The 23,069-nt window shown below is 63.7% G+C and carries 24 protein-coding genes; 13 read left to right on the forward strand and 11 right to left on the reverse strand.

Annotated elements, in window-relative coordinates; genetic code table 11:
* Window positions 1–49: 49 nt before the first annotated feature.
* Window positions 50–601 (forward strand): glutathione peroxidase, encoded by a 552-nt coding sequence (locus ACN0X6_RS08645; RefSeq protein WP_417703199.1) that lies wholly within the window; start codon window positions 50–52, stop codon window positions 599–601.
* Window positions 602–646: 45 nt separating this feature from the next.
* On the opposite strand, the gene ACN0X6_RS08650 is transcribed toward ACN0X6_RS08645, so the two are convergent.
* The 4 genes from ACN0X6_RS08650 to ACN0X6_RS08665 all read right to left on the reverse strand — a co-directional run bounded on the left by ACN0X6_RS08650 (window position 647) and on the right by ACN0X6_RS08665 (window position 3,891).
* Window positions 647–883: a response regulator gene (locus tag ACN0X6_RS08650; protein ID WP_417703201.1), complete on the reverse strand. Its 237-nt coding sequence runs from the start codon at window positions 881–883 to the stop codon at window positions 647–649.
* 63 nt (window positions 884–946) lie between these two features.
* Window positions 947–2,206: an OmpP1/FadL family transporter gene (locus tag ACN0X6_RS08655; protein ID WP_417703202.1), complete on the reverse strand. Its 1,260-nt coding sequence runs from the start codon at window positions 2,204–2,206 to the stop codon at window positions 947–949.
* Between the two features lie 150 nt (window positions 2,207–2,356).
* Entirely contained in the window at window positions 2,357–2,836 is a 480-nt protein-coding gene (locus ACN0X6_RS08660; RefSeq protein WP_417703204.1) for a hypothetical protein, read from the reverse strand.
* A gap of 200 nt (window positions 2,837–3,036) precedes the next feature.
* Window positions 3,037–3,891 (reverse strand): sulfurtransferase, encoded by an 855-nt coding sequence (locus tag ACN0X6_RS08665; protein ID WP_417703206.1) that lies wholly within the window; start codon window positions 3,889–3,891, stop codon window positions 3,037–3,039.
* 332 nt (window positions 3,892–4,223) lie between these two features.
* On the opposite strand from ACN0X6_RS08665, the gene gdhA reads away from it, so the two are divergent.
* Both gdhA and ACN0X6_RS08675 read left to right on the forward strand, forming a co-directional pair.
* Window positions 4,224–5,561 carry an NADP-specific glutamate dehydrogenase gene (gene gdhA, locus ACN0X6_RS08670; RefSeq protein WP_417703208.1) on the forward strand — a complete coding sequence of 446 codons (1,338 nt, stop codon included), beginning with the start codon at window positions 4,224–4,226 and terminating at the stop codon, window positions 5,559–5,561.
* 134 nt (window positions 5,562–5,695) lie between these two features.
* Window positions 5,696–6,376, forward strand: coding sequence for a spermidine synthase (locus ACN0X6_RS08675; RefSeq protein ID WP_417703210.1), 681 nt, complete (start codon window positions 5,696–5,698; stop codon window positions 6,374–6,376).
* A 165-nt stretch (window positions 6,377–6,541) separates the two neighbouring features.
* Here ACN0X6_RS08675 and ACN0X6_RS08680 read toward each other — a convergent pair whose 3' ends face one another.
* A complete protein-coding gene (locus ACN0X6_RS08680; protein WP_417703258.1) occupies window positions 6,542–7,603 on the reverse strand; it encodes an SMP-30/gluconolactonase/LRE family protein in 1,062 nt (353 codons plus the stop codon).
* Window positions 7,604–7,871: 268 nt separating this feature from the next.
* Here ACN0X6_RS08680 and rnd point away from each other — a divergent pair, with 268 nt between their 5' ends.
* The 5 genes from rnd to ACN0X6_RS08705 all read left to right on the forward strand — a co-directional run bounded on the left by rnd (window position 7,872) and on the right by ACN0X6_RS08705 (window position 12,191).
* The gene (gene rnd, locus ACN0X6_RS08685) at window positions 7,872–9,005 is read left to right on the forward strand and encodes a ribonuclease D (protein WP_417703211.1); all 1,134 of its coding nucleotides are present in this window, start codon (window positions 7,872–7,874) and stop codon (window positions 9,003–9,005) included.
* Entirely contained in the window at window positions 9,002–9,295 is a 294-nt protein-coding gene (locus ACN0X6_RS08690; protein WP_160018322.1) for a YcgL domain-containing protein, read from the forward strand. The genes rnd and ACN0X6_RS08690 overlap by 4 nt, the downstream gene beginning before the upstream one ends.
* A 3-nt stretch (window positions 9,296–9,298) precedes the next feature.
* On the forward strand, window positions 9,299–10,231 hold the full coding sequence (locus tag ACN0X6_RS08695; protein WP_417703213.1) for a D-2-hydroxyacid dehydrogenase: 933 nt from the start codon (window positions 9,299–9,301) through the stop codon (window positions 10,229–10,231).
* A gap of 183 nt (window positions 10,232–10,414) precedes the next feature.
* Window positions 10,415–10,864 (forward strand): YcgN family cysteine cluster protein, encoded by a 450-nt coding sequence (locus tag ACN0X6_RS08700; RefSeq protein ID WP_417703215.1) that lies wholly within the window; start codon window positions 10,415–10,417, stop codon window positions 10,862–10,864.
* 100 nt (window positions 10,865–10,964) lie between these two features.
* Window positions 10,965–12,191, forward strand: coding sequence for a hypothetical protein (locus ACN0X6_RS08705; RefSeq protein WP_417703216.1), 1,227 nt, complete (start codon window positions 10,965–10,967; stop codon window positions 12,189–12,191).
* Between the two features lie 35 nt (window positions 12,192–12,226).
* Here the strand turns inward: ACN0X6_RS08705 and ACN0X6_RS08710 are convergent, their stop codons facing one another.
* Together ACN0X6_RS08710 and ACN0X6_RS08715 are read right to left on the reverse strand one after the other, a co-directional pair.
* A complete protein-coding gene (locus tag ACN0X6_RS08710) occupies window positions 12,227–12,697 on the reverse strand; it encodes an RNA methyltransferase (protein WP_003461669.1) in 471 nt (156 codons plus the stop codon).
* Between the two features lie 143 nt (window positions 12,698–12,840).
* Complete coding sequence (locus tag ACN0X6_RS08715; protein WP_417703218.1) at window positions 12,841–13,182, reverse strand: YajD family HNH nuclease; 342 nt, start codon at window positions 13,180–13,182, stop codon at window positions 12,841–12,843.
* Window positions 13,183–13,266: 84 nt separating this feature from the next.
* Between ACN0X6_RS08715 and ACN0X6_RS08720 the strand changes: the two genes are divergently transcribed.
* Window positions 13,267–13,581, forward strand: a complete 315-nt coding sequence (locus ACN0X6_RS08720) for a hypothetical protein (RefSeq protein ID WP_064494547.1) — start codon at window positions 13,267–13,269, stop codon at window positions 13,579–13,581.
* A gap of 33 nt (window positions 13,582–13,614) precedes the next feature.
* On the opposite strand, the gene ACN0X6_RS08725 is transcribed toward ACN0X6_RS08720, so the two are convergent.
* Window positions 13,615–15,657, reverse strand: coding sequence for a S9 family peptidase (locus tag ACN0X6_RS08725; RefSeq protein WP_417703220.1), 2,043 nt, complete (start codon window positions 15,655–15,657; stop codon window positions 13,615–13,617).
* Between the two features lie 105 nt (window positions 15,658–15,762).
* Between ACN0X6_RS08725 and ACN0X6_RS08730 the strand changes: the two genes are divergently transcribed.
* From ACN0X6_RS08730 to ACN0X6_RS08745, 4 genes are all read left to right on the forward strand, one after another.
* Window positions 15,763–16,236 carry an MFS transporter gene (locus ACN0X6_RS08730; protein WP_417703222.1) on the forward strand — a complete coding sequence of 158 codons (474 nt, stop codon included), beginning with the start codon at window positions 15,763–15,765 and terminating at the stop codon, window positions 16,234–16,236.
* 63 nt (window positions 16,237–16,299) lie between these two features.
* Window positions 16,300–16,746 carry an HIT family protein gene (locus ACN0X6_RS08735; protein WP_417703259.1) on the forward strand — a complete coding sequence of 149 codons (447 nt, stop codon included), beginning with the start codon at window positions 16,300–16,302 and terminating at the stop codon, window positions 16,744–16,746.
* Window positions 16,747–16,750: 4 nt separating this feature from the next.
* Entirely contained in the window at window positions 16,751–17,524 is a 774-nt protein-coding gene (locus tag ACN0X6_RS08740; protein ID WP_417703224.1) for a class II glutamine amidotransferase, read from the forward strand.
* Window positions 17,525–17,528: 4 nt separating this feature from the next.
* Window positions 17,529–18,053 carry a DUF2937 family protein gene (locus ACN0X6_RS08745; RefSeq protein WP_417703225.1) on the forward strand — a complete coding sequence of 175 codons (525 nt, stop codon included), beginning with the start codon at window positions 17,529–17,531 and terminating at the stop codon, window positions 18,051–18,053.
* A 39-nt stretch (window positions 18,054–18,092) separates the two neighbouring features.
* Here ACN0X6_RS08745 and ACN0X6_RS08750 read toward each other — a convergent pair whose 3' ends face one another.
* From ACN0X6_RS08750 to ACN0X6_RS08760, 3 genes are read right to left on the reverse strand one after another with little or no spacing between them, the layout of a single operon-like run.
* Window positions 18,093–19,436: a TolC family outer membrane protein gene (locus ACN0X6_RS08750; RefSeq protein WP_417703227.1), complete on the reverse strand. Its 1,344-nt coding sequence runs from the start codon at window positions 19,434–19,436 to the stop codon at window positions 18,093–18,095.
* Between the two features lies 1 nt (window position 19,437).
* On the reverse strand, window positions 19,438–20,784 hold the full coding sequence (locus tag ACN0X6_RS08755) for an HlyD family type I secretion periplasmic adaptor subunit (RefSeq protein WP_417703229.1): 1,347 nt from the start codon (window positions 20,782–20,784) through the stop codon (window positions 19,438–19,440).
* Between the two features lie 6 nt (window positions 20,785–20,790).
* Complete coding sequence (locus ACN0X6_RS08760) at window positions 20,791–22,530, reverse strand: type I secretion system permease/ATPase (RefSeq protein ID WP_417703231.1); 1,740 nt, start codon at window positions 22,528–22,530, stop codon at window positions 20,791–20,793.
* Window positions 22,531–23,069: the final 539 nt, after the last annotated feature.

The following is a 23,069-nucleotide window of genomic DNA, read 5'->3' on the forward strand; positions in this document are numbered from 1 at the left end:
GGCCTGCGAGTAGCGTGGTGAGATCGCGTCATCGCCTGAGGTCACTGCCATGTCTCTTCGCCGTCTTGCCTGTTCCCTGTTGCTGTCCAGCCTGGCGCTGCCGGTGCTGGCTGCCGACTGTCCGGCCATGCTCCAGGGGGAGCTGCCCAAACTGCGCAGCAAGGACGCCAGCATCGATCTCTGTCAGTACGCCGGCAAGCCGCTGGTAGTGGTCAATACCGCCAGCTTCTGCGGCTTCACCCCGCAGTTCAAAGGGCTCGAAGCGCTGTACCAGCGTTACAAGGATCAGGAGTTGGAGGTGTTGGGCGTGCCGTCCGATGACTTCCGCCAGGAATCCGCCGACAGCAAGGAGACGGCCACCGTCTGCTACGTCAACTACGGCGTGACCTTCGCCATGACCGAGCCGCAGCCGGTTTCCGGTGCCAATGCCATCCCGTTGTTCAAGGGTCTGGCCGAGCAGAGTCGGCAGCCGCGCTGGAACTTCTTCAAGTACGTGGTCGACCGTCAGGGCAAGGTGGTGGCGAGTTTCTCCAGCCTGACCAAGCCGGATGATCCCGAGCTGATTGCAGCGGTGGAAAAGGCGATCGCTTCGCAGCCCTGAGAGCCTGTTCAAAGTCTGTTGAGTAAAAACAGGCTGGAGCACCAGTCAGCGCTGCAGCAGCTCGATGCCAGGTTCGTCAGGCAGGCGCAGGTCGAGCAGGATCAGGTCGTAGCCATGCTGGCGTAGACACTGCTCCGCGTCTGCAGCGCTGTGCGCGGTGTGGATCTGCAGGTTCTGGCTCAGTGGCGACAAGGCCAGGGAAAGGCCGTCGAGGAAGATGCGGTGGTCGTCGACCAGCAGCAGGCGAAGATTGTCGGGCAGGATGGTGCAGAGGGCAGTCATGACGCTCTCACGCGGCTTTTATTGTTGTTCTGCCGCGTGAGTCTGGCCAATGCCGCGCCTCGATTAGAAGCGGTAGCTGAGTGAAGCCCCCAGGCCGTGAGCGCTGTTCTTGTAACGCGCACGGTAGGTGCCACGGGTAGCGCTGACGTGGTTCACGTCCACCGACTCTTCCTGCAGGTAGGAGTAGGCCACGTCGATGGTCATGTCCTGGTTGGGGCTCCAGCCGGCGCCGACGCTGAAGATGGTGCGGTCACCGGAGGGCACGCGCGGCGAGCGGTCGACGTTGTTGGTCGGCGATTGGTCGATGGCGATACCGGTGCGCAGCGTCCACTGCGGGCTGACCTTGTACGCCAGACCGACCGCATGGGCCCAGGTGTCGTGCCAGTTCTGCTCTTCGACGATGGTGGAGAGGTTGGCCGGCAGCGTCGCGGAGTCGTTCTCCACGCGGATTTCCTTGAAGCGGCTCCAGCGCGTCCAGGTGCTGCCGACATACAGTGTCAGCGCATCGCTCAGATCGTGAGTGATGGACATGTCGACCGACTCGGGCGTGGTCAGGTCCAGATTGGCGTCGTACTTGCCGGCGATGCCTGCCAGTGGCGACGCTTCGACACGGGTGTCACCCTCCAGTTCGTACTTGACGCGCGAGTGGTAGGTCAGGCCGGCGCGGGTCTGTGGGGTGAACTCGTAGAGCACGCCGGCATTGAAGCCCACTGCCACGTCATCACCCTTGACCTTCACCTTGCCATCGCCGAGCGGCGTGAACAGCGAGGAGGTCAGTTCCCCTTCGATGTGATTGAAGGTCGGGCCGAAACCCACCGACAGCTTGTCGTTGAAGCGATAGCTCAGGGTCGGCTGCACGGTGATAACCCGCACATAGCTCTTGTCGGCGTAGTAGCGGCCCTGAAAGCTGCTCTCGTAGTCGGTCATCAGGCCAAAGGGCACGTAGACACCGATACCGAAGGCGACCTTCTCGTCCAGTGGCTTGACGTAGTAGCCCATGGGGACGCCAGTGGTCGGCACCATGTCGCCGTCGTTGCCGCCGCTGATCGAGCCGGCCGGGGAGCGGGCGCTGACCTGGTCGATGTCGCTCTTGGCATGAATCGCCGCCGCCCCTGCATAGACTTCTTCGCGCTTGAGGCGCGCCATGCCGGCGGGGTTGCCGAACAGGGTGCTGGCGTCATCGGCGGATGATGAGCGCCCGGCGAAGGAGGTGCCCATGCCGGAAATGCTCTGTTCGTTGAGGGCGAAGCCGCTGGCGAAACCATGGCTCGAGGTGGCGGTGATGGCGATGGCAAGACCGGTCTTGAGAAGACGTTTGCTCACGGGGAAGCTCCTGTGGTGAGGCGAGGGGGCGCACGCTACAGTTTTTCCTGACCCCTGCCAAGACGCTGAAGTTCCCGAAATAGAGCGGATTGTCTGACAATTGTTTTGATAATGCGTGGATTTTCCACGCTGATTTTTCTGGCGATTCGGTCAGGCTACCTGGCTGACGGGCTCGACGCAGCGTTGCCAGGCATCGAGAAAGTCATCCTGGCGAGCCTGTGGCTGAAAAACCTTGCACCAGATTCGGCCCAGAGCCAGCAGGTCATCGGCGGCCGGTAACTCGAGTTTCTCGCGTTCGACCAGCAGCCAGGCAATGGCCGTGGCATAACGCAGGTTGACCGTCAGCTCCACGTGCGGCGCTTCAAGAAAGGCGTGCTGGCTGGCGAGGCCGCGTACGCGGCTGGCCAGCTCCGGGTCGAAGGCCAGATGCTGGTCCCAGAGCATCTGGTGGCGCTGTTCGCTGATGCGGTACAGGCCGTGACCTTGCGGGGTGTCCAGCGCGCTGCCCAGTGCCGACTGACAGGCCGCAGCCCCCAGCAGCAGCGCTTCGGCCGTGGCGCTATGGCGTTCGAGATAGAGCAGGGTAGGGCGGATTACATGTTGGCTGAGATCGCAGGCGGCAATTCCCATGGCATCCTCGCAGAGGGTACCGGTGGGGCCGGGCGCATGGCAGCTTTTCTAGTGGTTTTTCGATAAAGGCCCCACCGGGAGCAGGGTTAGCCGCTCATTTTCAAGTCTAGTGCGATATTTCAGCCGTAAAGGACTGTTTTTAAATTGATTCCAGATCTGAGTTATTGGGCATATTTCGATTAGTGCTTAGAAACCACCGGTCAGTCGCCAGTGGCAATCGGCCGTGCCGGATCGCTGATCCACTCGCTCCAGGAACCGGCGTAGAGCGGTGCCAGCGGGTAACCAGCGAGGCTCATGGCGAACAGGTTGTGGCAGGCCGTGACACCGGAGCCGCAGTAAGCCACCAGATTTTCCACTGGGCGCTCGCCGCGCAGATCGTCGAAGCGCTCGCGCAGTGCCTCTGCCGGAAGGAAGCGGCCATCGGAACCCAGGTTGTCGGTGAATGCCGCGCACTGTGCGCCGGGAATGTGTCCGGCGATCGGGTCGAGCGGCTCGACCTCGCCACGAAAGCGCGGCAGTGCCCGTGCGTCGAGCAGGGTCAGGTCCGGGTTGCCCAAACGCTGGGCCAGCTGATCGGCAGTCAGCAGCAGGCTGCTGTCGGGTTGCGCGGAGAAATCACCGGGAGCCTTGCTCGGTGGCGCCATGGTTAGTTCCTGGCCAGCTTCACGCCAGGCTTTCAGGCCGCCATCGAGCAGGTACAGGCCCTCACGTTTGCCCAGCCATAGCAGCAACCACCAGGCGCGTGCGGCGAAGGCGCCAGGGCCGTCGTCGTACAGCACCACCTGGCTGTCGGCCCGCAGGCCGCAGCTGCGCAGGCGCTCGACCAGGGCGCTGGGGTCGGGCAGCGGATGACGACCGGTGACGCCCTTGACCACGGGCGCGGACAAGTCCTGTTCGAGATCGAGGAAATGCGCACCCGGGATATGTCCGTCCAGGTAGCTGCGACGGCCGTAGGCCGGGCCTTCGAGGGCGAAACGGCAGTCCAGGATCAGCAGGTTTTCCTGTCCCAGACGTTGTTGAAGGTGTTCCGCGCTGATCAGTTGAGCGAGTGGCATGGCGCCTCCTGTTTCGTAGCAGGGTTTGCGGCATCATACCGCCTGGCCTGCTATCCGATACTCCGCCAACAAGGCGCCTTTTCAGCTCATTCGGCAAAGCTGCAGTGCCAGTGGTGAGCCTCGATTCGATATGCGTGATCGATATGCGTGCGTTTAAGGCCATTATTTGGGGCGCCCCTTGATCAAGTGAATGGCGATCCAGAGGCCTTCCAATCTTTGCATGTGGAGTCATGCACTAAAAAGTTTCATCAAAGCGACATTTTGATCTGTTTTGGTGCTTTGCTGCCTGATAGAGTGCCGGCCACTTTGTTTTCGTGGTGTCGAGGTGCCGTATGTCGTTGTCCGTCGATTCTTTCCTGGCGCGCCTGAAGCAGCGCGACCCCGATCAGCCGGAATTCCACCAGGCGGTGGAGGAGGTGGTGCGCAGCCTGTGGCCCTTCCTCGAAGCCAATGCGCGTTATCGCCAGGCCGGCATTCTCGAGCGCATGGTCGAGCCGGAGCGCGCCATCCTGTTTCGCGTGCCCTGGGTCGATGACCGTGGCCAGGTGCAGGTCAACCGCGGCTACCGCATCCAGATGAGCAGCGCCATCGGCCCATACAAGGGCGGTCTGCGTTTCCATCCCTCGGTGAACCTGGGCGTGCTCAAGTTCCTGGCCTTCGAACAGGTATTCAAGAACTCCCTGACCTCGCTGCCCATGGGCGGCGGCAAGGGCGGTGCGGACTTCGACCCCAAGGGCAAGAGCGAAGGCGAGGTGATGCGCTTCTGCCAGTCGTTCATGACCGAGCTGTACCGTCATGTCGGCGCCGATCTGGACGTGCCGGCCGGTGATATCGGCGTCGGCGGTCGTGAGATCGGTTACCTGTTCGGCCAGTACAAGCGCCTGTCCAACCAGTTCACCTCGGTGCTGACCGGCAAGGGCCTGAGCTACGGCGGCAGCCTGATTCGCCCGGAAGCCACTGGCTATGGCTGCGTGTACTTCGCCCAGGAGATGCTCAAGCGTATCGACCAGGGGTTCGAGGACAAGCGCGTGGCCATTTCCGGCTCGGGCAACGTCGCCCAATACGCCGCGCAAAAGGTGATGGAGCTGGGCGGTCGGGTGATCTCGATGTCCGACTCCGAAGGCACGCTGTATGCCGAAGGTGGTCTCAGCGACGAGCAGTGGCAGTACCTGATGGAGCTGAAGAACGTGCACCGTGGTCGCTTGCGCGAGATGGCCGAGCATTATGGCCTGCAGTTTCTCGTGGGTCAGCGTCCCTGGGGCCTGGCGTGCGATATCGCGTTGCCCTGCGCGACGCAGAACGAACTGGACGGTGAGGACGCTCGCACCTTGCTGAAGAATGGCTGCATCTGCGTGGCCGAAGGCGCCAACATGCCCTCGACTCTGGAGGCGGTGGACCTGTTCGTCGAGGCCGGCATCTGCTACGCGCCGGGCAAGGCCTCCAACGCCGGTGGCGTGGCCACCAGCGGCCTGGAAATGAGCCAGAACGCCATGCGCCTGCACTGGAGCGCCGGCGAGGTGGACGAGCGTCTGCACGGCATCATGCAGAACATCCACCATGCCTGCGTGCACCACGGTGAAGAGAACGGCCGCATCAATTACGTCAAGGGCGCCAATATCGCCGGCTTCGTCAAGGTCGCCGATGCCATGCTGGCGCAAGGCGTGGTCTGAACGCATTGCAGTAGACAGGGGCCCCGTGTGCGAACACGGGGCCTCGTCGTTTCTGACGGGGCTGTGTTGCTCGAGCGATTCAGGCTCAGGCATGCTGCCTGCCCTCACGCTCGCTACACAGGCCTTCGCCCTGCATGAAACGTTTTGTCTTGCTCGATACCGCTGCGATCCCGGGTACCAAGGGTGCGTTGAACCTCTTCGAATACGGCGAAGATTTCGTCATCAAGATCGCCGGCGGCGATGGCGGGCAACTGATGAATACCCGTATGCACGGCTCGGAAGATGCCCTGGCGGCGATTCCCTGCAAGCAGATCGCCGGCCGGCCACAGGTGCGGGTCTTGATCGGTGGTCTGGGTATGGGCTTTACCCTGGCCTCGGCGCTGCAGCACTTGGGCGCGGATGCCGAGGTGGCGGTGGCCGAGCTGGTGCCCGGGGTGATCGAGTGGAACCGTGGCCCGCTCGGGGCGAAATCCGGTTATCCGTTGAATGACCCGCGTGCGCTGATCATTCAGGAGGATGTCGCCAAGGTATTGCAGGCCGCCGAGCAGTGCTACGACGCGATCATGCTGGATGTCGACAACGGCCCCGAAGGACTGACCCAGAAGGGTAATGACTGGCTGTACAGCATGGACGGCCTGCGTCAGTGCGCCAAGGCGCTGAGGCCCAAGGGCATGCTGGCAGTGTGGTCGTCCAGCGCCGACCGGGCATTCTCGGAGAAGGTGCGCAAGGCCGGTTTCAAGGGCGAGGCGGTGCAGGTGTATGCCCATGGCAATCGGGGCACGCGGCACACCATCTGGATTGCCCAGAAGGTCTGAGCCCGCAGCCTTTCGATTTGGTGGGCTGAAGCGGATCGCCGCCCGGCCCACCCTACCCTGGGGTGGGCTTGCGCCCACCAACTGGGCGCACCACCGCGAATGACCGCTTCGCCTTTTTACTGTTATTCGCAGGTGGAATCGCGTCGAAAGATCGTGGGCAGACTCTCAGTGAATCTGCAGTTTGCCGATACGGTCGTTGTCCAGGCTGCCGAAGTACAGGTAGTCGCCTACCGGTTTCACCGAGGTCACCATGCGCAGGTGAGTTCCGCTGGTGTCATGCAGGCTGCGGATGATCTCGCCATTCTCGTCGAGGGCGATGGCGAAGCCGTAAGGGATTGCCTTAGGCCACAGCGCGCGCGGCAGCTTGGCCAGTTGCGCCTTGAGCCAGGGGTGGCGATGGAGGAAGTCGGCGTCGGCCTTGCGCGGTGTCGGCAGCGCGACCCAGAAGGTGCCGTTGCGGTCACCCTGCAGGTTGTCCGGCAGGCCGGGCAGGTTGTCGATGAAGATGTCGTGCTGGCCGGCCTTGTCGCCCTTGAGCCAGTAACGGGTGATGCGGTAGCGATAGGTCTCGTTGACCAGCACGAAGTCCTCGTTCGCCGACAGGGCCACGCCGTTGGCGAAATACAGATCCTTGAGCAATACGCGGGTTTCGCCGCTGGCCGGGTCATAGCTGAGCAGGCGGCCGTGGGGACGGGCCTCGAGCAGGTCGAGCAGGTAGTCCGGCTGTTCGAAACGTGACGAGGCGTCGCTGAAGTAGATGGTGCCGTCGCTGGCGATGTCCAGGTCGTCGGTGAAGGCGAAGCGCAAGCCCTCTGCCTCGGTGGTCAGTACCTTGATCGCGCCTTGCGGGTCGATGCTCAGCAGGCCCTTGTAGGCGTCGGCGACGATCAGGTTGCCACTGGCGTCGAAGTTCATGCCCAGCGGGCGGCCGCCGGTGTCGGCGAAGGTTTCCAGGCTGTCATCTTGCAGCACACGAACGATGCGGCCGTCATGCAGGCCGGCGTATACCCGGCCCTGGCCGTCTACTGCGGTGTCTTCCGGGCCATGCACCTGGCCACGCGCCAGCAGTTCGGCCTTCATCAGGGTGTCGTTGGGCTCCAGTGCGCCCGTCATCGCCGGGGCGGGGTCGGCATCCCAGGGCAGCGGATCGATCGGGCTGGGGGTAAGGGCCAGGTAGCTGGCCGCTGCGGCCAGCAGCATGACGAGCAGGGCAAGCAGTTTCTTCAGCATTGTTGTTCTTCCGGGTCGGAGGTAGTGCGCGGCACAGATTACACAGTTCCCGTGATCGGCGGCAGGTCGCTGCCCCGTGCGATGGCGTGGGCATATATACTGCGCGGCATTCTTAGCGTGAGAGTCGCGTAGCGACGCCTTCCTTAGGGCCTTTCTCCCTCCGGGAGAAGGTGGCGCGAAGCGCCGGATGAGGGGGCGGGTATGCCGCGTAGGCATTTGATAATGCGGGGTGCCTGTGCGGCATGCCCGTTAACGGGAGAGCCGCGTGGCTAAAGACATTCACTGGATTCTCGACGACGCCAGCCTGGCCGAGCATTGCGCCGCCTGGCAGGCGCAGCCCTTCGTCGCGCTGGACACCGAGTTCATGCGCGTCGACACCTTCTATCCCATCGCCGGGTTGCTGCAGGTCAGCGCTGGCGATGGCGCCTATCTGATCGACCCCTTGCACATCGGCGACTGGCGGCCGTTCGCCGCGCTGCTCGAAGCGCCGGGCGTGGTCAAGGTGCTGCACTCGTGCAGTGAGGACCTGGAGGTCTTTCTGCGCCTGACCGGCAGCCTGCCGGCACCGCTGTTCGATACGCAACTGGCGGCCGGTTACCTCAACCTCGGTTTCTCCATGGGTTACTCGCGCCTGGTGCAGGCCTTGCTCGATATCGAGCTGCCCAAGGGCGAGACCCGCTCCGACTGGTTGCAGCGGCCGCTGTCCGAACTGCAGGTGCGTTACGCCGCCGAGGACGTGCTGCATCTCGTCGAGGTATACCACGCCCTGATGGCCCGCCTGGCGCCGCAGAAGGTCGAGTGGATTCTGGCAGACGGTGCCGAGCTGGTCGCCAATCTCGGGCGTGAAGTCGCGCCGGAGGATGCCTGGCGCGATGCCAAGCTGGCCTGGAAACTCTCGCGTCAGCAGCAGGCCGTGCTGCGCGCGCTGTGCGCCTGGCGTGAGCGCGAGGCGCGTGCGCGCAACCAGCCACGCAATCGCGTCTTGCGTGAGCATTCGTTGTGGCCGCTGGCACGTACCCAGCCGGACAATCTGGTAGCGCTGGCGCGGATCGAGGACATGCACCCGAAAACCGTGCGTCAGGACGGAGAGACGCTGCTGCAGCTGATTCGTGATGCCGCAGCGCTGCCGCCCGGGCAGTGGCCCGAAGCCTTGCCCGAGCCGCTGCCGATAGAAGCCTCTGCGCTGTTGAAGAAGCTGCGTGCCGTCGGCCAGCGCGAGGGTGAGCGCCTGGATATCGTGCCCGAGTTGATGTTGCGCAAGAAGACCCTGGAAGCCCTGCTGAAAAGCGGTTATCCCGATGGTCCGTACCAATTGCCCGACTCCCTGCGCGGCTGGCGCCGGGAGTTGATGGGGCAGGCCCTGTTGGATTGTCTGGCCGCTGAAGGAGAATCTGCGTGAAACGCATCTGTTCCATCTATAAAAGCCCGCGCAAGAATGAGATGTATCTCTACGTGCTCAAGGCCGATGCACTGAAGCGTGTGCCCGAGGGGCTGCTCGCCGTTTTCGGCCCGCCTGCGCACGCCTTCGATCTGGTGCTCAGCCCGGAGCGGCAGTTGTCCCGGGAAGACATCGCCACCGTGCTGGAAAATCTCGACAAGCAGGGCTATCACCTGCAGATGCCGCCTCCCGAGGAGGAATACATTCAGCATCTGCCCGACGAGCTGCTGCGCCGTAACGATCCGGTGTAAGCCATGCGCCTGCTGATCGCCGAAGAGGATCATGCGTTCTATGCCGAGCGCATTCGCAGCGCCTGCCCTGAACTGCAACTGGTGGCCGGTGCGCAGCTCGAACAGCTGCGTGCGGTCGCCGGCGACTGCGACCTGTGGCTGGGGCAGCCCGATCTGCTCGCGCCCTTGTTGCACGACGGAGCGCGCCCGCAGTGGCTGCAGTCGACCTGGGCTGGGGTCACGCCGCTGTTGGCAGCGGATCTGCCACGTGATTACCGTCTGACCCGCGCCGTCGGCATCTTCGGTCAGGTGATGGCCGAATACGTGCTTGGGCATCTGCTGGCCCATGAGCGGCGCCTGTTCGCCCGGCTGGCGGCGCAGGTCGCGCAGCGCTGGGACAACAGCCAGCCACGCAGCCTGCGTGGGCGACGGGTGCTGGTGGTCGGTTGCGGCGATATCGGTCAGGCCGTCGCCGATTTCCTCCAGCCCTTCGGCGTGGAGCTGCGTGGTGTCGCCAGTCAGGCGCGTGAGCAGGCGCCTTTTTTCGAAGTGGCGGCCATGGAGCAGCTGCCGCACCTGGTCGCCTGGGCCGATTACGTGGTCAACCTGCTGCCGGACACGCCGGCAACGCGCGATCTGTACGATGCCCGCCTGTTCACCCGCTTCCGTCCGCAGGCGCTGCTGATCAATGCCGGGCGCGGCGTCGCCGTGGTCGAGGCCGATCTGGTGGCCGCGCTGGAGCAGAACCAATTGGCCGGCGCGGTGATCGACGTCTGTCGCGAAGAACCGCTGCCGCCCGGGCATGCGTTCTGGACAGCGCCACGCTTGTTGCTCACCGGCCACAGCTCGGCGCCTACCGATCCGGCGCTGATGAGTGAGCTGTTCATCGACAACCTGGCGCGCTGGCAAGCGTCAGAGGCGTTGCGTGGTGAAGTGGATTTCGCTCGCGGTTATTGAGGCACTTGGCGGGTTGCACTCGCCCTACGGGTGCAGATCTGTAGGGCGGGTGCAACCCGCCAGCGGCGATGACTGGCTCGTATGATCAATCCCTGATGGCGCCGTTCGGCATGCGCCGCTTGGCCGGGGCTGGGCCTCAAGCTAGACTGCCGCGCTTTTTCCGCTTGAGTGCATACTGCTGCCATGGCTGCCGACCTCGAACCCTTCTGGAAACGCAAGACCCTCGCCCAACTCGATCAGCTCGAGTGGGAATCGCTGTGCGACGGTTGTGGTCTGTGCTGCCTGCAGAAGCTCGAGGATGAAGACGACGGCGCCGTCTACTACACGCGCATCGCCTGCAAGTTGCTGGACCTGCAGACCTGTCGCTGCAGCGATTATCCCAACCGGGTCAGGCATGTGCCCGATTGCATTCAGCTCACCCCGGCGCAGGCCGATCAGTTCCAGTGGCTGCCGCCGACCTGTGCTTATCGCCTGGTCAGCGAAGGCAAGGATTTGCCGCATTGGCACCACCTGGTCAGCGGCGACCCTGACGCTGTGCACGCCGAGCGAATTTCCCAGTCGGGGCGCATGCTCAGTGAGAACAGCGTGGCCGAAGACGACTGGGAAGATCATCTGATTTTCCGCGCGGGTTGATTGCCGCGCGGCTTCGTGGCAAATCTGTCCCCCGTCCATGGAATTTGCCCTGCGGCGCAGCTGTCTCAAGTTGCCACGTGCCGCATCAGGAGTTTGCTCGATGTCCCTTCGCTTGCCGTTGTACGCGTCTCTGCTGCTGTTGAGTCTGCCGGCCTTCGCCGCCACGCAGAAGGTCGATCTGGATTACCGGGTGCGCTTTCTGCCCGAGAGCAATCAGGCGGAAGTCAGCATTACCCTGGAGAAAGGCGAGCGGGTGCGCAGCCTCGACTTCAATCTTGGCGAGGACGGGCGCTTCAGCGATTTCAAGGCTGACGGCCAGTGGTCGCAGGAGACCGCCGGGCGCGGCAAGTGGCAGCCGGGCGAGGGCAAGAGCGTACTCAGCTACCGCGTGCTGATCGACAGCGAACGCAAGCCGGGGCGCTACGACGCCAGGATGACCGACGACTGGGCGCTGTTCAGGGGCGACGACCTGATTCCGGCGGCCAAGCTCGATCAGCAGGACAAGACCGAGCTGGTGGCGCGCTTGCAGTTCGATCTGCCCAAGGGCTGGAAGAGCGTCGAGACCGGCTGGCCGCGCATCGGCAAGAACCGCTTCCGCATCGACAACCCGCAGCGCAGGTTCGACCGCCCGACCGGCTGGATGCTCGCTGGCAAGCTGGGTACCCGACGCACTCGTCTGGGCGATAGCGAAGTGGCCATCTCCGCGCCAATCGGCGAGGGCATGCGGCGCATGGATATCATGACGTTCCTGACCTTCGTCTGGCCGCAGATGCAGCAGGTGTTCCCGCGTGATCCGGACAAACTGCTGATCGTCGGCGCTGGCAATCCGATGTGGCGTGGCGGCCTGTCGGCGGCCAATTCCTACTACATGCACGCCGACCGTCCCCTGGTCAGCGAGAACGGCACCAGCTCACTGGTGCACGAACTGGTGCACGTGTTCGGCCGCATCTATGGCCGCGAGCGCAGTGACTGGATCGCCGAAGGCCTGGCAGAGTACTACGCCATCGAACTGATGCGCCGCGCGGGCGGTATCAGCGAAGACCGTTATCAGAAGATCCGCGAGCAGCTGATTCGCTGGAGCAAACCGGTCAACAGCCTGCGTACCGACAATGCCAGCGGCGCTGTCACCGCGCGTGCGGTGCTGCTGTTGCAGGAGCTGGACCGGGAAATCCGCCAGAAGACCAAGGACAAGGGCAACCTGTCGCTGGACGACGTCACCCGTGGGCTGATGCGTCTGGACAAGGTCAGCACCCAGGACTTCATCGATATCACCGAGAACGTCATCGGCGGCCCGTCGAATACGCTGGATACGCGTTTGCTGCGCTGAGTGTTACCGCTTCGCTCCCTGTCTGCTGGTTCGAGTCAGAACAAGGGGCCGGAGCGAGTATTGTTACCTTTGGCCAGGCGGTCGTAGAGCACCACGTTGACCGTCGCGGCCAGGTTCATGCAGCCCTGAGTAGGGATGTACACGACTTCAGCGCCACACCAGTCGAGAATCTCCTGCTGCAGTGAGCCGTCCTCTGGGCCGAAGATGTACAGCGCCCGGTCGGGATGGGTATAGGCGGGCAGGGCGCGTGCATCATCGACCAGCTCCACCGCCACTGGGGTGCAACCCAGCGGCAGGATCTTGCGCAAATCGTCGATGTTGATCAGCGGGATATCCTGATGAACTTTCTTGGTGTCGGTGATGAAATCCTTGGCGCGGTCGTAGCGGGTGCCGGTGTAGAACACCGAGCTGACGTCATAGCAGCCCGCCGCACGCATGATGGAGCCGACGTTTTCCGGTGATTTCGGGTTGAACAGGCCGATGCAGGCGTATCGTTTGTTGGCCACGGTGGCACTCGCAAAAACGCCGATTATACGGTGCTAACCGCCGGCCCCTAGCAGGCTGTTGAAAAACTACCTCGGCTTTGGCTTCCTGCGTCGCTCTACCTCCTGCATCCATGCAGTCGTCGCCTACGTTTTTCAACGGCCTGCTAGTCCTTTTTCAACAGGCTGACCAGATCGCCAAAGGCCTTGTAGGTCGATTTGGCAGCCTGAGGGCTGGCGGTGGAGCCTTCGGCGAAATACTGCTGGTCGGTGTAGCGCGAGTGTTCGTTGTCATGACAGAACAGGCACAGCAGCTCCCAGTTGGAACCATCGGCCGGGTTGTTGTGGTGGTTGTGATCGCGGTGATGCACGGTCAGTTCGCTCAGGCGCTTGCCAGAGAACTCGCGGGCGCAGCGGCCGCAGACATGGGGGTACATTTTCAGCGCTTTCTGCCGGTAGCCCTCTTCGGCCTGGGCGGACAGGTAGTAGCGGTTGTTATTGGTGCTCATGACAGAACCTGTTATCGGGAGGTGAACGCTTGACTGGATATGTTGCCAGAATAGAACGAAAGCCAGCTGCACAGGAGATATGTCATGCGCTTGCCTATGTTCGCCGTGATGATTCTGGCCTCCAGCCTTGGCGGCTTGGCCTGGGCTCAGGAACCGATGCGCATGCCGTCCGCGCCTGGGGCAGGTGCGCCGGGCACTGCGACGCCACAGCCTTACGGCCAGCCTTCCACGCCCACTACGATCAAGCGCCAGGGATCGGCGCCCCTCTTACCACCGCCCCAGGGACAAACGCCCCCAGGGACTGCGCCGAAATCCACTGGCGATCAATCGATTCCGCAGCTCGATGAGCAACTGCGCCGCAATAGCCAGGGGCTGGACGGGCAGCGCAAGGCGGAGTGATCGGCGTAGGAGCGGTTGGGCGGCATTCCGCTCCTACGGGTGTGCCATCCCGAGCACACGGAACAGGAAGGCGTACTCCAGCGCCACATCCTTGATGCCCTGATAACGCCCACTCATGCCGCCATGGCCCGCGCCGAGGTCGGTCTTGAGCAGCAGCAGGTTGGCGTCGGTCTTGTCGCGACGCAGTCTGGCCACCCATTTGGCCGCTTCCCAGTACTGCACGCGGCTGTCGTTGTAGCCGGCGACGGCGAGGATGGGCGGGTAGGCCTGGGCGCGCACGTTCTCGTAGGGCGCGTATGCCTTGATGCGCTCGAATACCTCGGGCTGATTCGGGTCACCCCATTCGTCGTACTCGGTCACGGTCAGCGGCAGGTCCGGGTTGAGCATGGTGTTGAGCACATCGACGAAAGGCACTTCGGCAATGGCAGCGGCGAACAGCTCGGGACGCTGGTTGAGCACGGCGCCGATCAGCAGGCCGCCGGCGCTGCCGCCGCTGATCGCCAGTTGCGCGGTGGTGGTCAGACCTTCGGCGATCAGGCGCTCGGCGCTGGCGATGAAGTCGCCGAAGCTGTTGTGTTTGTGCTCGAGCTTGCCGGCGCGGTACCAGGCCTCACCCATCTCGCCGCCGCCGCGTATGTGCGCGATGGCGAAGACGAAGCCGCGATCCAGCAGGCTCAGGCGGGCGTGGGAGAACCAGGGGTCGAGGCTCGCACCGTAGGCGCCGTACCCATAGAGATAGAGCGGCGCCGGTTTGCCTGCGGCGAATACCTCGCGGCGCGCCACCAGGCTGATCGGTATCTGCGTGCCGTCAGTCGCAGTGGCCCAGAGGCGGCGGCTTTCGTAGGCGTCGGCATCGAATGGGCCTTCCACCGGTGTCTGCTTGAGGACCTGCTGAGCGCCCGTGGCCAGTTCCAGTTGGCGCACTTGCGCGGGGCGGTTCAGCGCTTCGTAGCGCAGGCGGATCACCGGGCTGTGAAACTCCAGGCTGTCCTGCACATAGAGGCTGTAGGCCGCATCCGGTAGCTGCACGCGATAGGCGTCAGCGCCCTGCGGCTGCACCTCCAGAATCGGCAGGCCGCCTTCGCGCAGGGCAAGGGTGAGCGCGCGCTGGTTCAGCGTGGCGCCCTCGAGCATCACCTGCGGGTCGTGGGCGCGAATCTGCTGCCAGTGCGCGCGTTGCGGTTGCGCCTCGGTGGCGCGGTAGAGCGCGAAGTTGATGCCGCTCTGGTTGCTGCGGATCAGCCAGCACCACTGCCCGTCCAGCATGCCGTGATCGACATCGTATTCGTGGCCTTCCTCACGCGGTGCCAGGCAGCTGAAGTCGCCCTGCGGCTGCTGCGCGTCGAGCACCCAGACTTCGCTGGTGGTCTTGCTGCCCAGTTGCAGGATCAACTGGCGCTCGGAGCTTGCGCGGTAGCAATGCAGGAAGAAGCGGCCATCTGCTTCTTCGAATACGGCGTGGGCTGCGGCGTCGCCGAGGCGGTGACGGTAGAGTTTGTAGGGACGGTGGGTGTCGTCCAGTTCGGTGAAGAACAGCGTCTGGCTGTCGCCCGCCCAGGTCATGCTGCCGTCGCAGTCGTCGAAGGGCAGTTCGCTGATCTGGCCGCTGTCCAGTTCCTTGACGAACAGGCGGTAGATTTCGTCGCCGCTGCTGTCGAGGCTGTAGGCCAGGCGCTGCTGGTCAGGGCTGATGCTGAACGCACCGACGGAAAGAAAGCCGCCGCCGGCCAGCGCGTTGGGGTCGAGCAGCAACGTTTCGCTGGCCGCGTCGACGTCCAGCGAGCCATCGGCAGGGCGGCGGCAACGGTAGTGCCGTGGATATTCGTCCCCGGCGGTGGTGCGCTGGTAGTAGAGGTAGTCGCCCCAGGGCGTCGGCAGTGACAGATCCGTCTCGCGAATGCGCCCCTTGATTTCCTCGAACAGCTGCTCGCGCAGGGCCCGTTGCGGCTCCAGCACGGCGTCCAGGTAGGCGTTTTCTGCCTGCAGATGCGCCAGCACCTCGTCGCTGTCGCGGTTTTCCAGCCAGTGATAGGGATCGTTGCCGGCTTCCTGGCGGGCGATGGGGGCAGAGGACATGACGTGGCTCCAGAGAACGAGAGGGCGACGGCAGGGGCGCCGCGCTGGGCAAAAGCCGTTATCATAAGCGCCCCTTTGCCTGACCTGCCACGCCGGCGCCTGCTTATGATGACTGAAAACGACTACCTCCTGGCCTGGGCGGCCTACGGCATTGCCGCCCTGGGTTGCCTGTTGGTGTGGATGCGCCTGACCAGCTGGATGTGGCGCTACCTGCGCGAGCCGCTCGCGGTGCTGATGGCCGTGCTGCTGTTCAGCCCGACCATCGTCGACCCGGTACGCGAGCTGTTCGCGCCCGCCCTCGCGGTCACCGCCATGGACGTACTGCTCAAGGTGGGCAACAACGCCTGGCGCGCGGTCGCCGACCTGGCGCTCTACAGCTTGATCGCGCTTGCCGTTTACCTGGTGTTCGTCGCTGTTCGCTGGCCCATCGAACGCTGGTGGAAGGGGCGCAAGAGCGAACCTGTAGCCGAGCCCGACGAAGACCCGCGCACCCTGCGCGAACGTATGGAAGAGGACGACGACCTGCCGATTCGCGACTACGAGCGCGATCGCTCTGGCCGTATGGAACCGCGTATTTGATCTGACCCCTTGCGCCTGTCGGCCCAGGCGTTCAGCATGAACGCCTTGTGCAAGGGAGGCCCGATGGATTGCGTGTTCTGTGCCATTGCCGAGCAACGGCTACCGGCTCATCGTCTGTATGAAGACGACGATTTCATCGTGCTGCTGGACATCTTCCCGATGCGTCCGGCCCATGTGCTGATCGTCAGTCGCCTGCATGCACCGTTTCTAGGTGAGCTGCCGCCAGCGGTTCGTGAGGGTCTGCTGGCCTTGGCCGTGCGTGTGGCCGCTGCACTGCGTGAGGCGGGCTTTGGCAAGAATGGCATCAACCTGCTGATCAACGACGGCCCGGATGCCAATCAGCACGTGCCCCATCTGCATCTACACCTGATTCCGCGTCGGCCGGGTGACCTGCCGGCATTGCTCTGGCGACTGCTGGTGCGTTTTCTGCCAATGGGCCGCAAGCGCCTCGACGCGCGCCTGCAGGACGAAGCCGATCGCTTGCGCCTGATCCTCGGCAAGGAGAATTGATTCGATGTGCGAATTGCTCGGCATGAGCGCCAATGTACCCACCGATATCGTGTTCAGCTTTACCGGGCTGATGCAGCGTGGCGGCCGCACCGGGCCGCACCGCGATGGTTGGGGCATCGGCTTCTACGAGGGGCGTGGTCTGCGTCTGTTTCAGGACCCGCGGGCGAGCAGCGAATCCGAGGTGGCGCAGCTGGTGCAGCGCTACCCGATCAAGAGCGAGGTGGTGATCGGCCATATCCGCCAGGCCAATGTCGGCAAGGTCAGCCTGGTCAATACCCACCCCTTCAGCCGCGAGTTGTGGGGGCGTAACTGGTGTTTCGCGCACAATGGCCAACTGGCGGGCCTGGAAGGTTCCACCACCTTCTACCGACCGGTCGGCGAAACTGACAGCGAGGCGGCGTTCTGCGATCTGCTCAACCGCGTGCGTCGCGCCTTTCCCGAGCAGGTATCGGTGGAAATGCTCCTGCCGGTGCTGGTGGCGGCCTGTGCCAGCTACCGCAAGCTCGGCGTGTTCAACTGCCTGCTCAGCGATGGCGACTGGCTGTTCAGCTTCTGTTCGACCAAGCTCGCGCATATCACCCGCCGCGCGCCGTTCGGCCCCGCGCAACTCAAGGACGCCGACCTGAAGGTGGATTTCCAGTCGCAAACCACGCCCAACGACGTGGTGACGGTGATTGCCACCGAACCTTTGACCGACAACGAACAATGGTCGCTGTACCAGCCGGGCGAATGGCGCCTGTGGCGCCGCGGCGAATGCATCACTGACGGCAAGGCCTGATCCCATGCTCAGAAGTTACCTGCGCCTGACGCTGTTCGCTCTTGGCCTGTTGTTCGGCGTGCAGGTGCCGGGCTTCGTCGATGACTACGCCAAGCGCGTCGAGGCTCATCGCTTGGAGTCGCAGCAGAGTCTCAAAGGCTTTCAGGAAACTGCGCGCAATTTCTTCAAGGGCGATATGGACGCGCTGGTCGCGCACTATCGTGTCAGCGACGACCCGGTGATGCGCAGCGATGCCAATAGCGTGGCGCACCTGGTGCAGCGCTCGGCCTTGCTCGAACGCGAATGGCAGGCCATGCAGGGCCCCTGGTACGCCCAGGCCTGGCACCTGGCGAGCGGCGCGGATCAGGCATTGTTCGAGGAAACCCTGCAGGCATACCGTTATCAGGTGCTGTTTACCCCGGATGCGATTCTCTGGGGCGTGATCAGCGCGCTGCTGCTGGCCTGGCTGGCGGAGCTGCTGGTGGTGCTGTGCGGCTGGATGTTCGGCGCAGGGCAGACCCGGCGTGCGCAGCAGCGTCACTGGCGCTGAATATCCGGGCAGAACACCGGTGATTGCTGAGCACGGCGCTCAATAGTCGAGTGCCAGCTCCGGCCCCAGGTAGGCATTGACCTGGAGGATATCGTCCTCGCCGAGCAGGCCGACCGCCGCGGCCAGCTGCAGGCGTGCGAGCAGATAGCGCAGTTTGGCTTCGAGCAGGTCGCGGCGGGCGATGAACACCTGTTCTTCGGCGTTGAGGATATCCACATTGGTACTTGAGCCTGCGAGAAAGCCCTTGCGCGCCGAATCCTGCGCCCGCTCGCTGGAAATGACGGCCTGCTGCAGGGCGCGAATGCGCGCCTGGCCGCTCTGCACGCCACGGAACTCACGGGTTGTGGCGGAGAACACCTCCTCGCGGCTGGCATTGACTTCTTCCCCGGCCTGTTCACGGCTCGCGGTGGCCTGGCGCACCCGTGCACTGACTCCGCCGCCGGAGTAAAGCGGCATGGTGAATTCCAGGCCGATGGAGCTGTAGCGGTTGGTCTGGTTGATGGTGGACAGCGAATCGCTCTCGCTATCGGTATAGCCCAGTACCAGATCAAGCGTGGGCCAGTGAGCGCTGCTGGCGCGTTTGACCTCCTCTTCGGCGAGGCCGTGATTGAGCTGTCGCGCGCGCAGCGAGGGATTGTTCAATTGCGCCTTTTGTAGCCAGTCCTGCAGGTTGTCCGGTTGCAGGGGCGGGGTTGGAAAGTCCGCGTGCAGGGTGGAGAGCTGATCCAGGTTGTTGCCGAGCAACTCCTGCAGCAGGCGCAGGGCGACCACCAGATTGTCCTCGGCTTCGATCACGCCGGCCTGCGCCAGGTCACGTCGGGCGGTGGCCTGGTCGACGTCGGTGATGGTGCCGTCGCCCAGATCGAAGCGGCGCTTGGCGGCCGCTACCTGCTGCTCGAAAGCCTTGAGCTTGGCGCGCGAAAGGTCGATGGTCTCGCGCGTCAGTAACACATCGAAATAGCGACTGGCCAGACGTACGGCAACGCCCTGGGTCTTGGCGTCGAACACCGCTTCGCTGTAGCTGGCGCGTTGCTTGCCCTGGCGGTACTCGACCATTTTCTGGCGGTTGTACAGCGGCTGACGTAATTGCACGCTGAGGTTTTCCGAGTCGTAGTCCAGATCGTTCTCGATGCGCCGGCCAAGTACATTCTGTTGCTCCTGGGTGCCGTCGACCTGGCTTTTGCTGGCCCTGGCCGTGACCTGCGGCAGCAGCCCGGCTCTGCCGATGGCGGGGTTTTCCAGACCGGCTGCACGTTCGTGGACGGCCGCACGATAGGTCGGGCCCTGCAGTTGCAGCAATTCCCAGGCCTGTAACAGGTCCATGGAGTGGGCGGGCAGGCTGATCAGGCAGCACAGGCCTGACAGGAGCTGGCGTACGAGCATGTCATTGCTCCTTGAAGGCCCCGTCGATACGGTCGAGCATGGGCTTCATCAGATAGCTCATCAGGTTGCGTTCACCGGTCTTGATCGTCACGGTGGCCGGCATGCCGGGGCGAATGCGATTGCTGCCCAGCTTGTCCATGCCTTCGGCGGTGACCTCGATCTCGGCCAGGTAGTAGGGCTGCTTGTTGGCCTCGTCGATAAGGCGATCGGCGGAAATCGTCAGCACGCGACCGGGGATGTTCGGCGTCTGCGCGTGGTTGAATGCCGGGAAGGCGATGTCTACCGGCAGTCCGGGTTGCATCTTGTCGATGGCCTGCACCGGCACCATGGCATCGACCTGCAGCGGTTCATTGGCCGGCACCACGTCCATTATCCGCGAACCGGCCTGGATCACCCCGCCTATGGTGGAGGCGGACAACCCCAGTACCACGCCGTCGATGGGCGAGCGGATCACCGTGTTGGTGACTTCGTAGTCCAGTGCCCGCAGGCGGTCGGCGAGGGCGGCGGCCTCTTTCTGCATATCGCTGAGCTGCGATTGCACTTCCTGCTGGTAATTCTGTTCAAGCTGGAGGATGCGCAGTTTGAGTTCGGCGATCTGATTGCGCGTACGCCCCGTGTCGGCGATGTTCTGCGCCAGCGAGGCGCTCAGTTCGGCGGCGTTGCGTTCCAGTTCGAGCATGCGGTTGCGCGTGACATAGCCTTCCGCCGCGAGGCTGCGCACGCCGTCGAGCTCCTGGTCGAGCAGCCTGATCTGCGCGCTGCGCGAGTACTGGACCTGGCGCAGGCCCTTGAGCTGTTCCTCGGCGCCGAGGATGTTCTCGCGGAGAATCTCGGCTTCGCCGGTCAACGCCCTACGGCGGGTAGTGAACAGCCGCTGCTGCAGGGCGACGGAGGCATGCAGGCGTGGGTCGTCGGCGAAGCGGCTGAGCAACTCAGGGTCGAACTCGACCTGTGCCGCGCCGTCGCGCTCGGCCTGCAGGCGACTTTTCACCGTGCTGACCACTATGTACTGCGCGCGGACCATGCCCTGTTCGGCAATGGCGCGGGTGGCGTCCAGTTCGATCAGCGGCTGGTTGCGTTGCACCAGATCACCCTCGCGCACCAGGATGGCGCCGACCGAACCGCCGGTCAGGTGCTGGATGGTCTTGCGGTTGTCGGTGACGTTGACCGTGGCATTGGCCACCACCCCGGCATCCAGTGGCGCGAGAATGGCCCAGAGAATGAATCCGCCGAAGCCGGCGAGCACCAGCGACAAGCCCCAGCGACTGGGTTTGCCGTCGTCCATGTCAACGGTGCAGGGGCTATCCGTCAGTATCAGCCCCTTGCTTTCGAACTGCAGATCGGACATGACATGTCACTCCTTGGCCCGTACCGAGGCCAGGGTCGGCGCCCCTTTGCCGGTGGGGACCACGTTGGCCTGGCGCAGCGCGGCGAATACCTCATCGCGGCTGCCGAACATCTGCACGGCGCCTTCGCGCAGTACCAGCACCTTGTCCACCATGCTCAGCACGGTGGGGCGGTGGGATATCAGCACCAGGGTCTTGCCGCGTTGCTTGAGGTCGAGCAGCGCTTGCAGCAACGCCGCTTCGCCGACGTCGTCGAGGCTGGCGTTGGGCTCGTCGAGAACGATCAGCGAGGGCTCGCCATAGAGCGCGCGGGCCAGGCCGATGCGCTGCTTCTGGCCGCCGGACAACGAGCCTCCGTCGGCGCTCAGGTGGGTGTCATAGCCTTGCGGCAGGTGCAGGATCATCTCGTGCACGCCGGCCTGCCTGGCGGCCAGGATCACTGCCTCGCTGTCGATTGCGCCGAAGCGCGCGATGTTCTCGGCGACGCTGCCCTCGAACAGCTCGACGTCCTGCGGCAGGTAGCCGAGCCAGGGACCCAGTTCGGCCTTGTTCCATTGATAGATATCGGCGCCGTCCAGGCGCACCTTGCCGCCTTGCGCTTGCCAGACGCCGACCAGCAGGCGTGCCAGGGTGGATTTGCCCGATGCCGAGGGCCCGATGATGCCCAGAGCCTCGCCGGGCGCCAGGTTGAAACTGACGCCGCGCAGGATCGGCGTGGGCGAACCCGGTGCGCTGGCGAAGGCGTTCTCCACGTGGAGCATGCCCAGTGGCTTGGGTAGCGGCATGGAGGGCTTGTGCGCAGGAAAATCGCTCAGCAGCCCGGACAACCGGGCCCAGGCGGCGCGGCTGGAGAGCAGTTGCTTCCAGGCCGAGATCACCTGCTCCACCGGCGCCAGGGCACGACCGGAGAGGATCGAGCTGGCGATCATCATGCCCGGGGTGATCGTGCCCTGGATTGCCAGCAAGGCGCCGGCGCCCAGGATCAGCGACTGCAGGGTGACACGCACGAAGCGACTGGCCCCGGCGATGTAGGCTGCGCGGTCGGAGGCCAGGGTTTGCAGCTCGAGAATCTTCAGGTGGTTGCCGAACCAGCGCTGACGAATCGCCGGCAGCATGCCCATGGCCTCTATCACTTCGGCATTGCGCAGGTTGTTGTTGGCGAAGCTGCCGGATACCAGCGAGGCCTGATTGGCCTCGGCCAGCGGCTTGCGGGTGCTGACTTCGGTCAGCCAGGCCAGGCCCACCAGCAGTAACGAGCCGATCAGGGTGATCAGGCCGAGCAGTGGGTGTACCAGGTAGATCACCAGCAGGAAGATCGGGGTCCAGGGGGCGTCGAAGAAGGCGAACAGGCCGTTACCGGTGAGAAACTGGCGAACCTGCGAGAGATCCTGCAGCGCCTGTGCCGGGTTGCCGCCGGCGCGGCGCAGGTTGCGCTCGAAGGCGGCGCCGAAGATGCGCTTGTTGAGCATCATGTCGAGACGGTTGCCGACGCGGATCAGCACGCTCGAGCGCACCACCTCCAACAGCGCCATCAGTACATACAGACCGATCACCAGCACGGTGAGCATCAGCAGGGTGGTGACGTTGCTGCTGACCAGGGCGCGATCATAGACCTGCAGCATATAAACGGCCGGGGTCAGCATCAGCAGGTTGATCACCCCGCTGAAGGCGGCCAGGGCGTAGAAGGTGCGGCGCAGGCGAAACAGCACCTCGGCCAGCTCGGAACGCGGGGGCTGCGGGACGTCCATGGGACCCTCCGGCACTGCATGTTCGCTGGGCGTCCTGCGTGGGGTGACGGCTTTTCGACGATTGTTGTGCAGGACTGTCTATTGGAGACGTTTTTTTGTCTCCTAAGGTATCGCTCTCTAGGTATAGATGGGATTTTCGTCGATGTACAAGGGATTCAAGCGTCTTATTTTTTCGATGCTTCGTTTTGTTTCGTCAAAAAAAATCTTTATTCAATAAATGCTTATATAAATGTCTGAGGGTCTATGAGGCGACTGACGGTATCTTGACAATCCTATTGGCTAGGACTTAAGTCTAGTCGTGTGATCCAAGCCAAGAAGTCGACACGGCTCTCCTTGGCGAGCTCCGGCATGGGGGCGATCACCATCGGAATCACGCTTTACCGGACGCCTGAGGCGTCTTTGCCAGGGCATTTCGCCGACCCGCAATTGCACGGGTCTCAGGGTGCCTGATTTCTGACGCAAGGTTTCTTGCCGGCGTCAGCATAGGGACATACCAAGCACTGATTGCACGCCGATCAGCCCAGCATGTCGGCGTGGCA

Source organism: Pseudomonas sp., assembly GCF_048269965.1.
Classification (GTDB): domain Bacteria; phylum Pseudomonadota; class Gammaproteobacteria; order Pseudomonadales; family Pseudomonadaceae; genus Aquipseudomonas.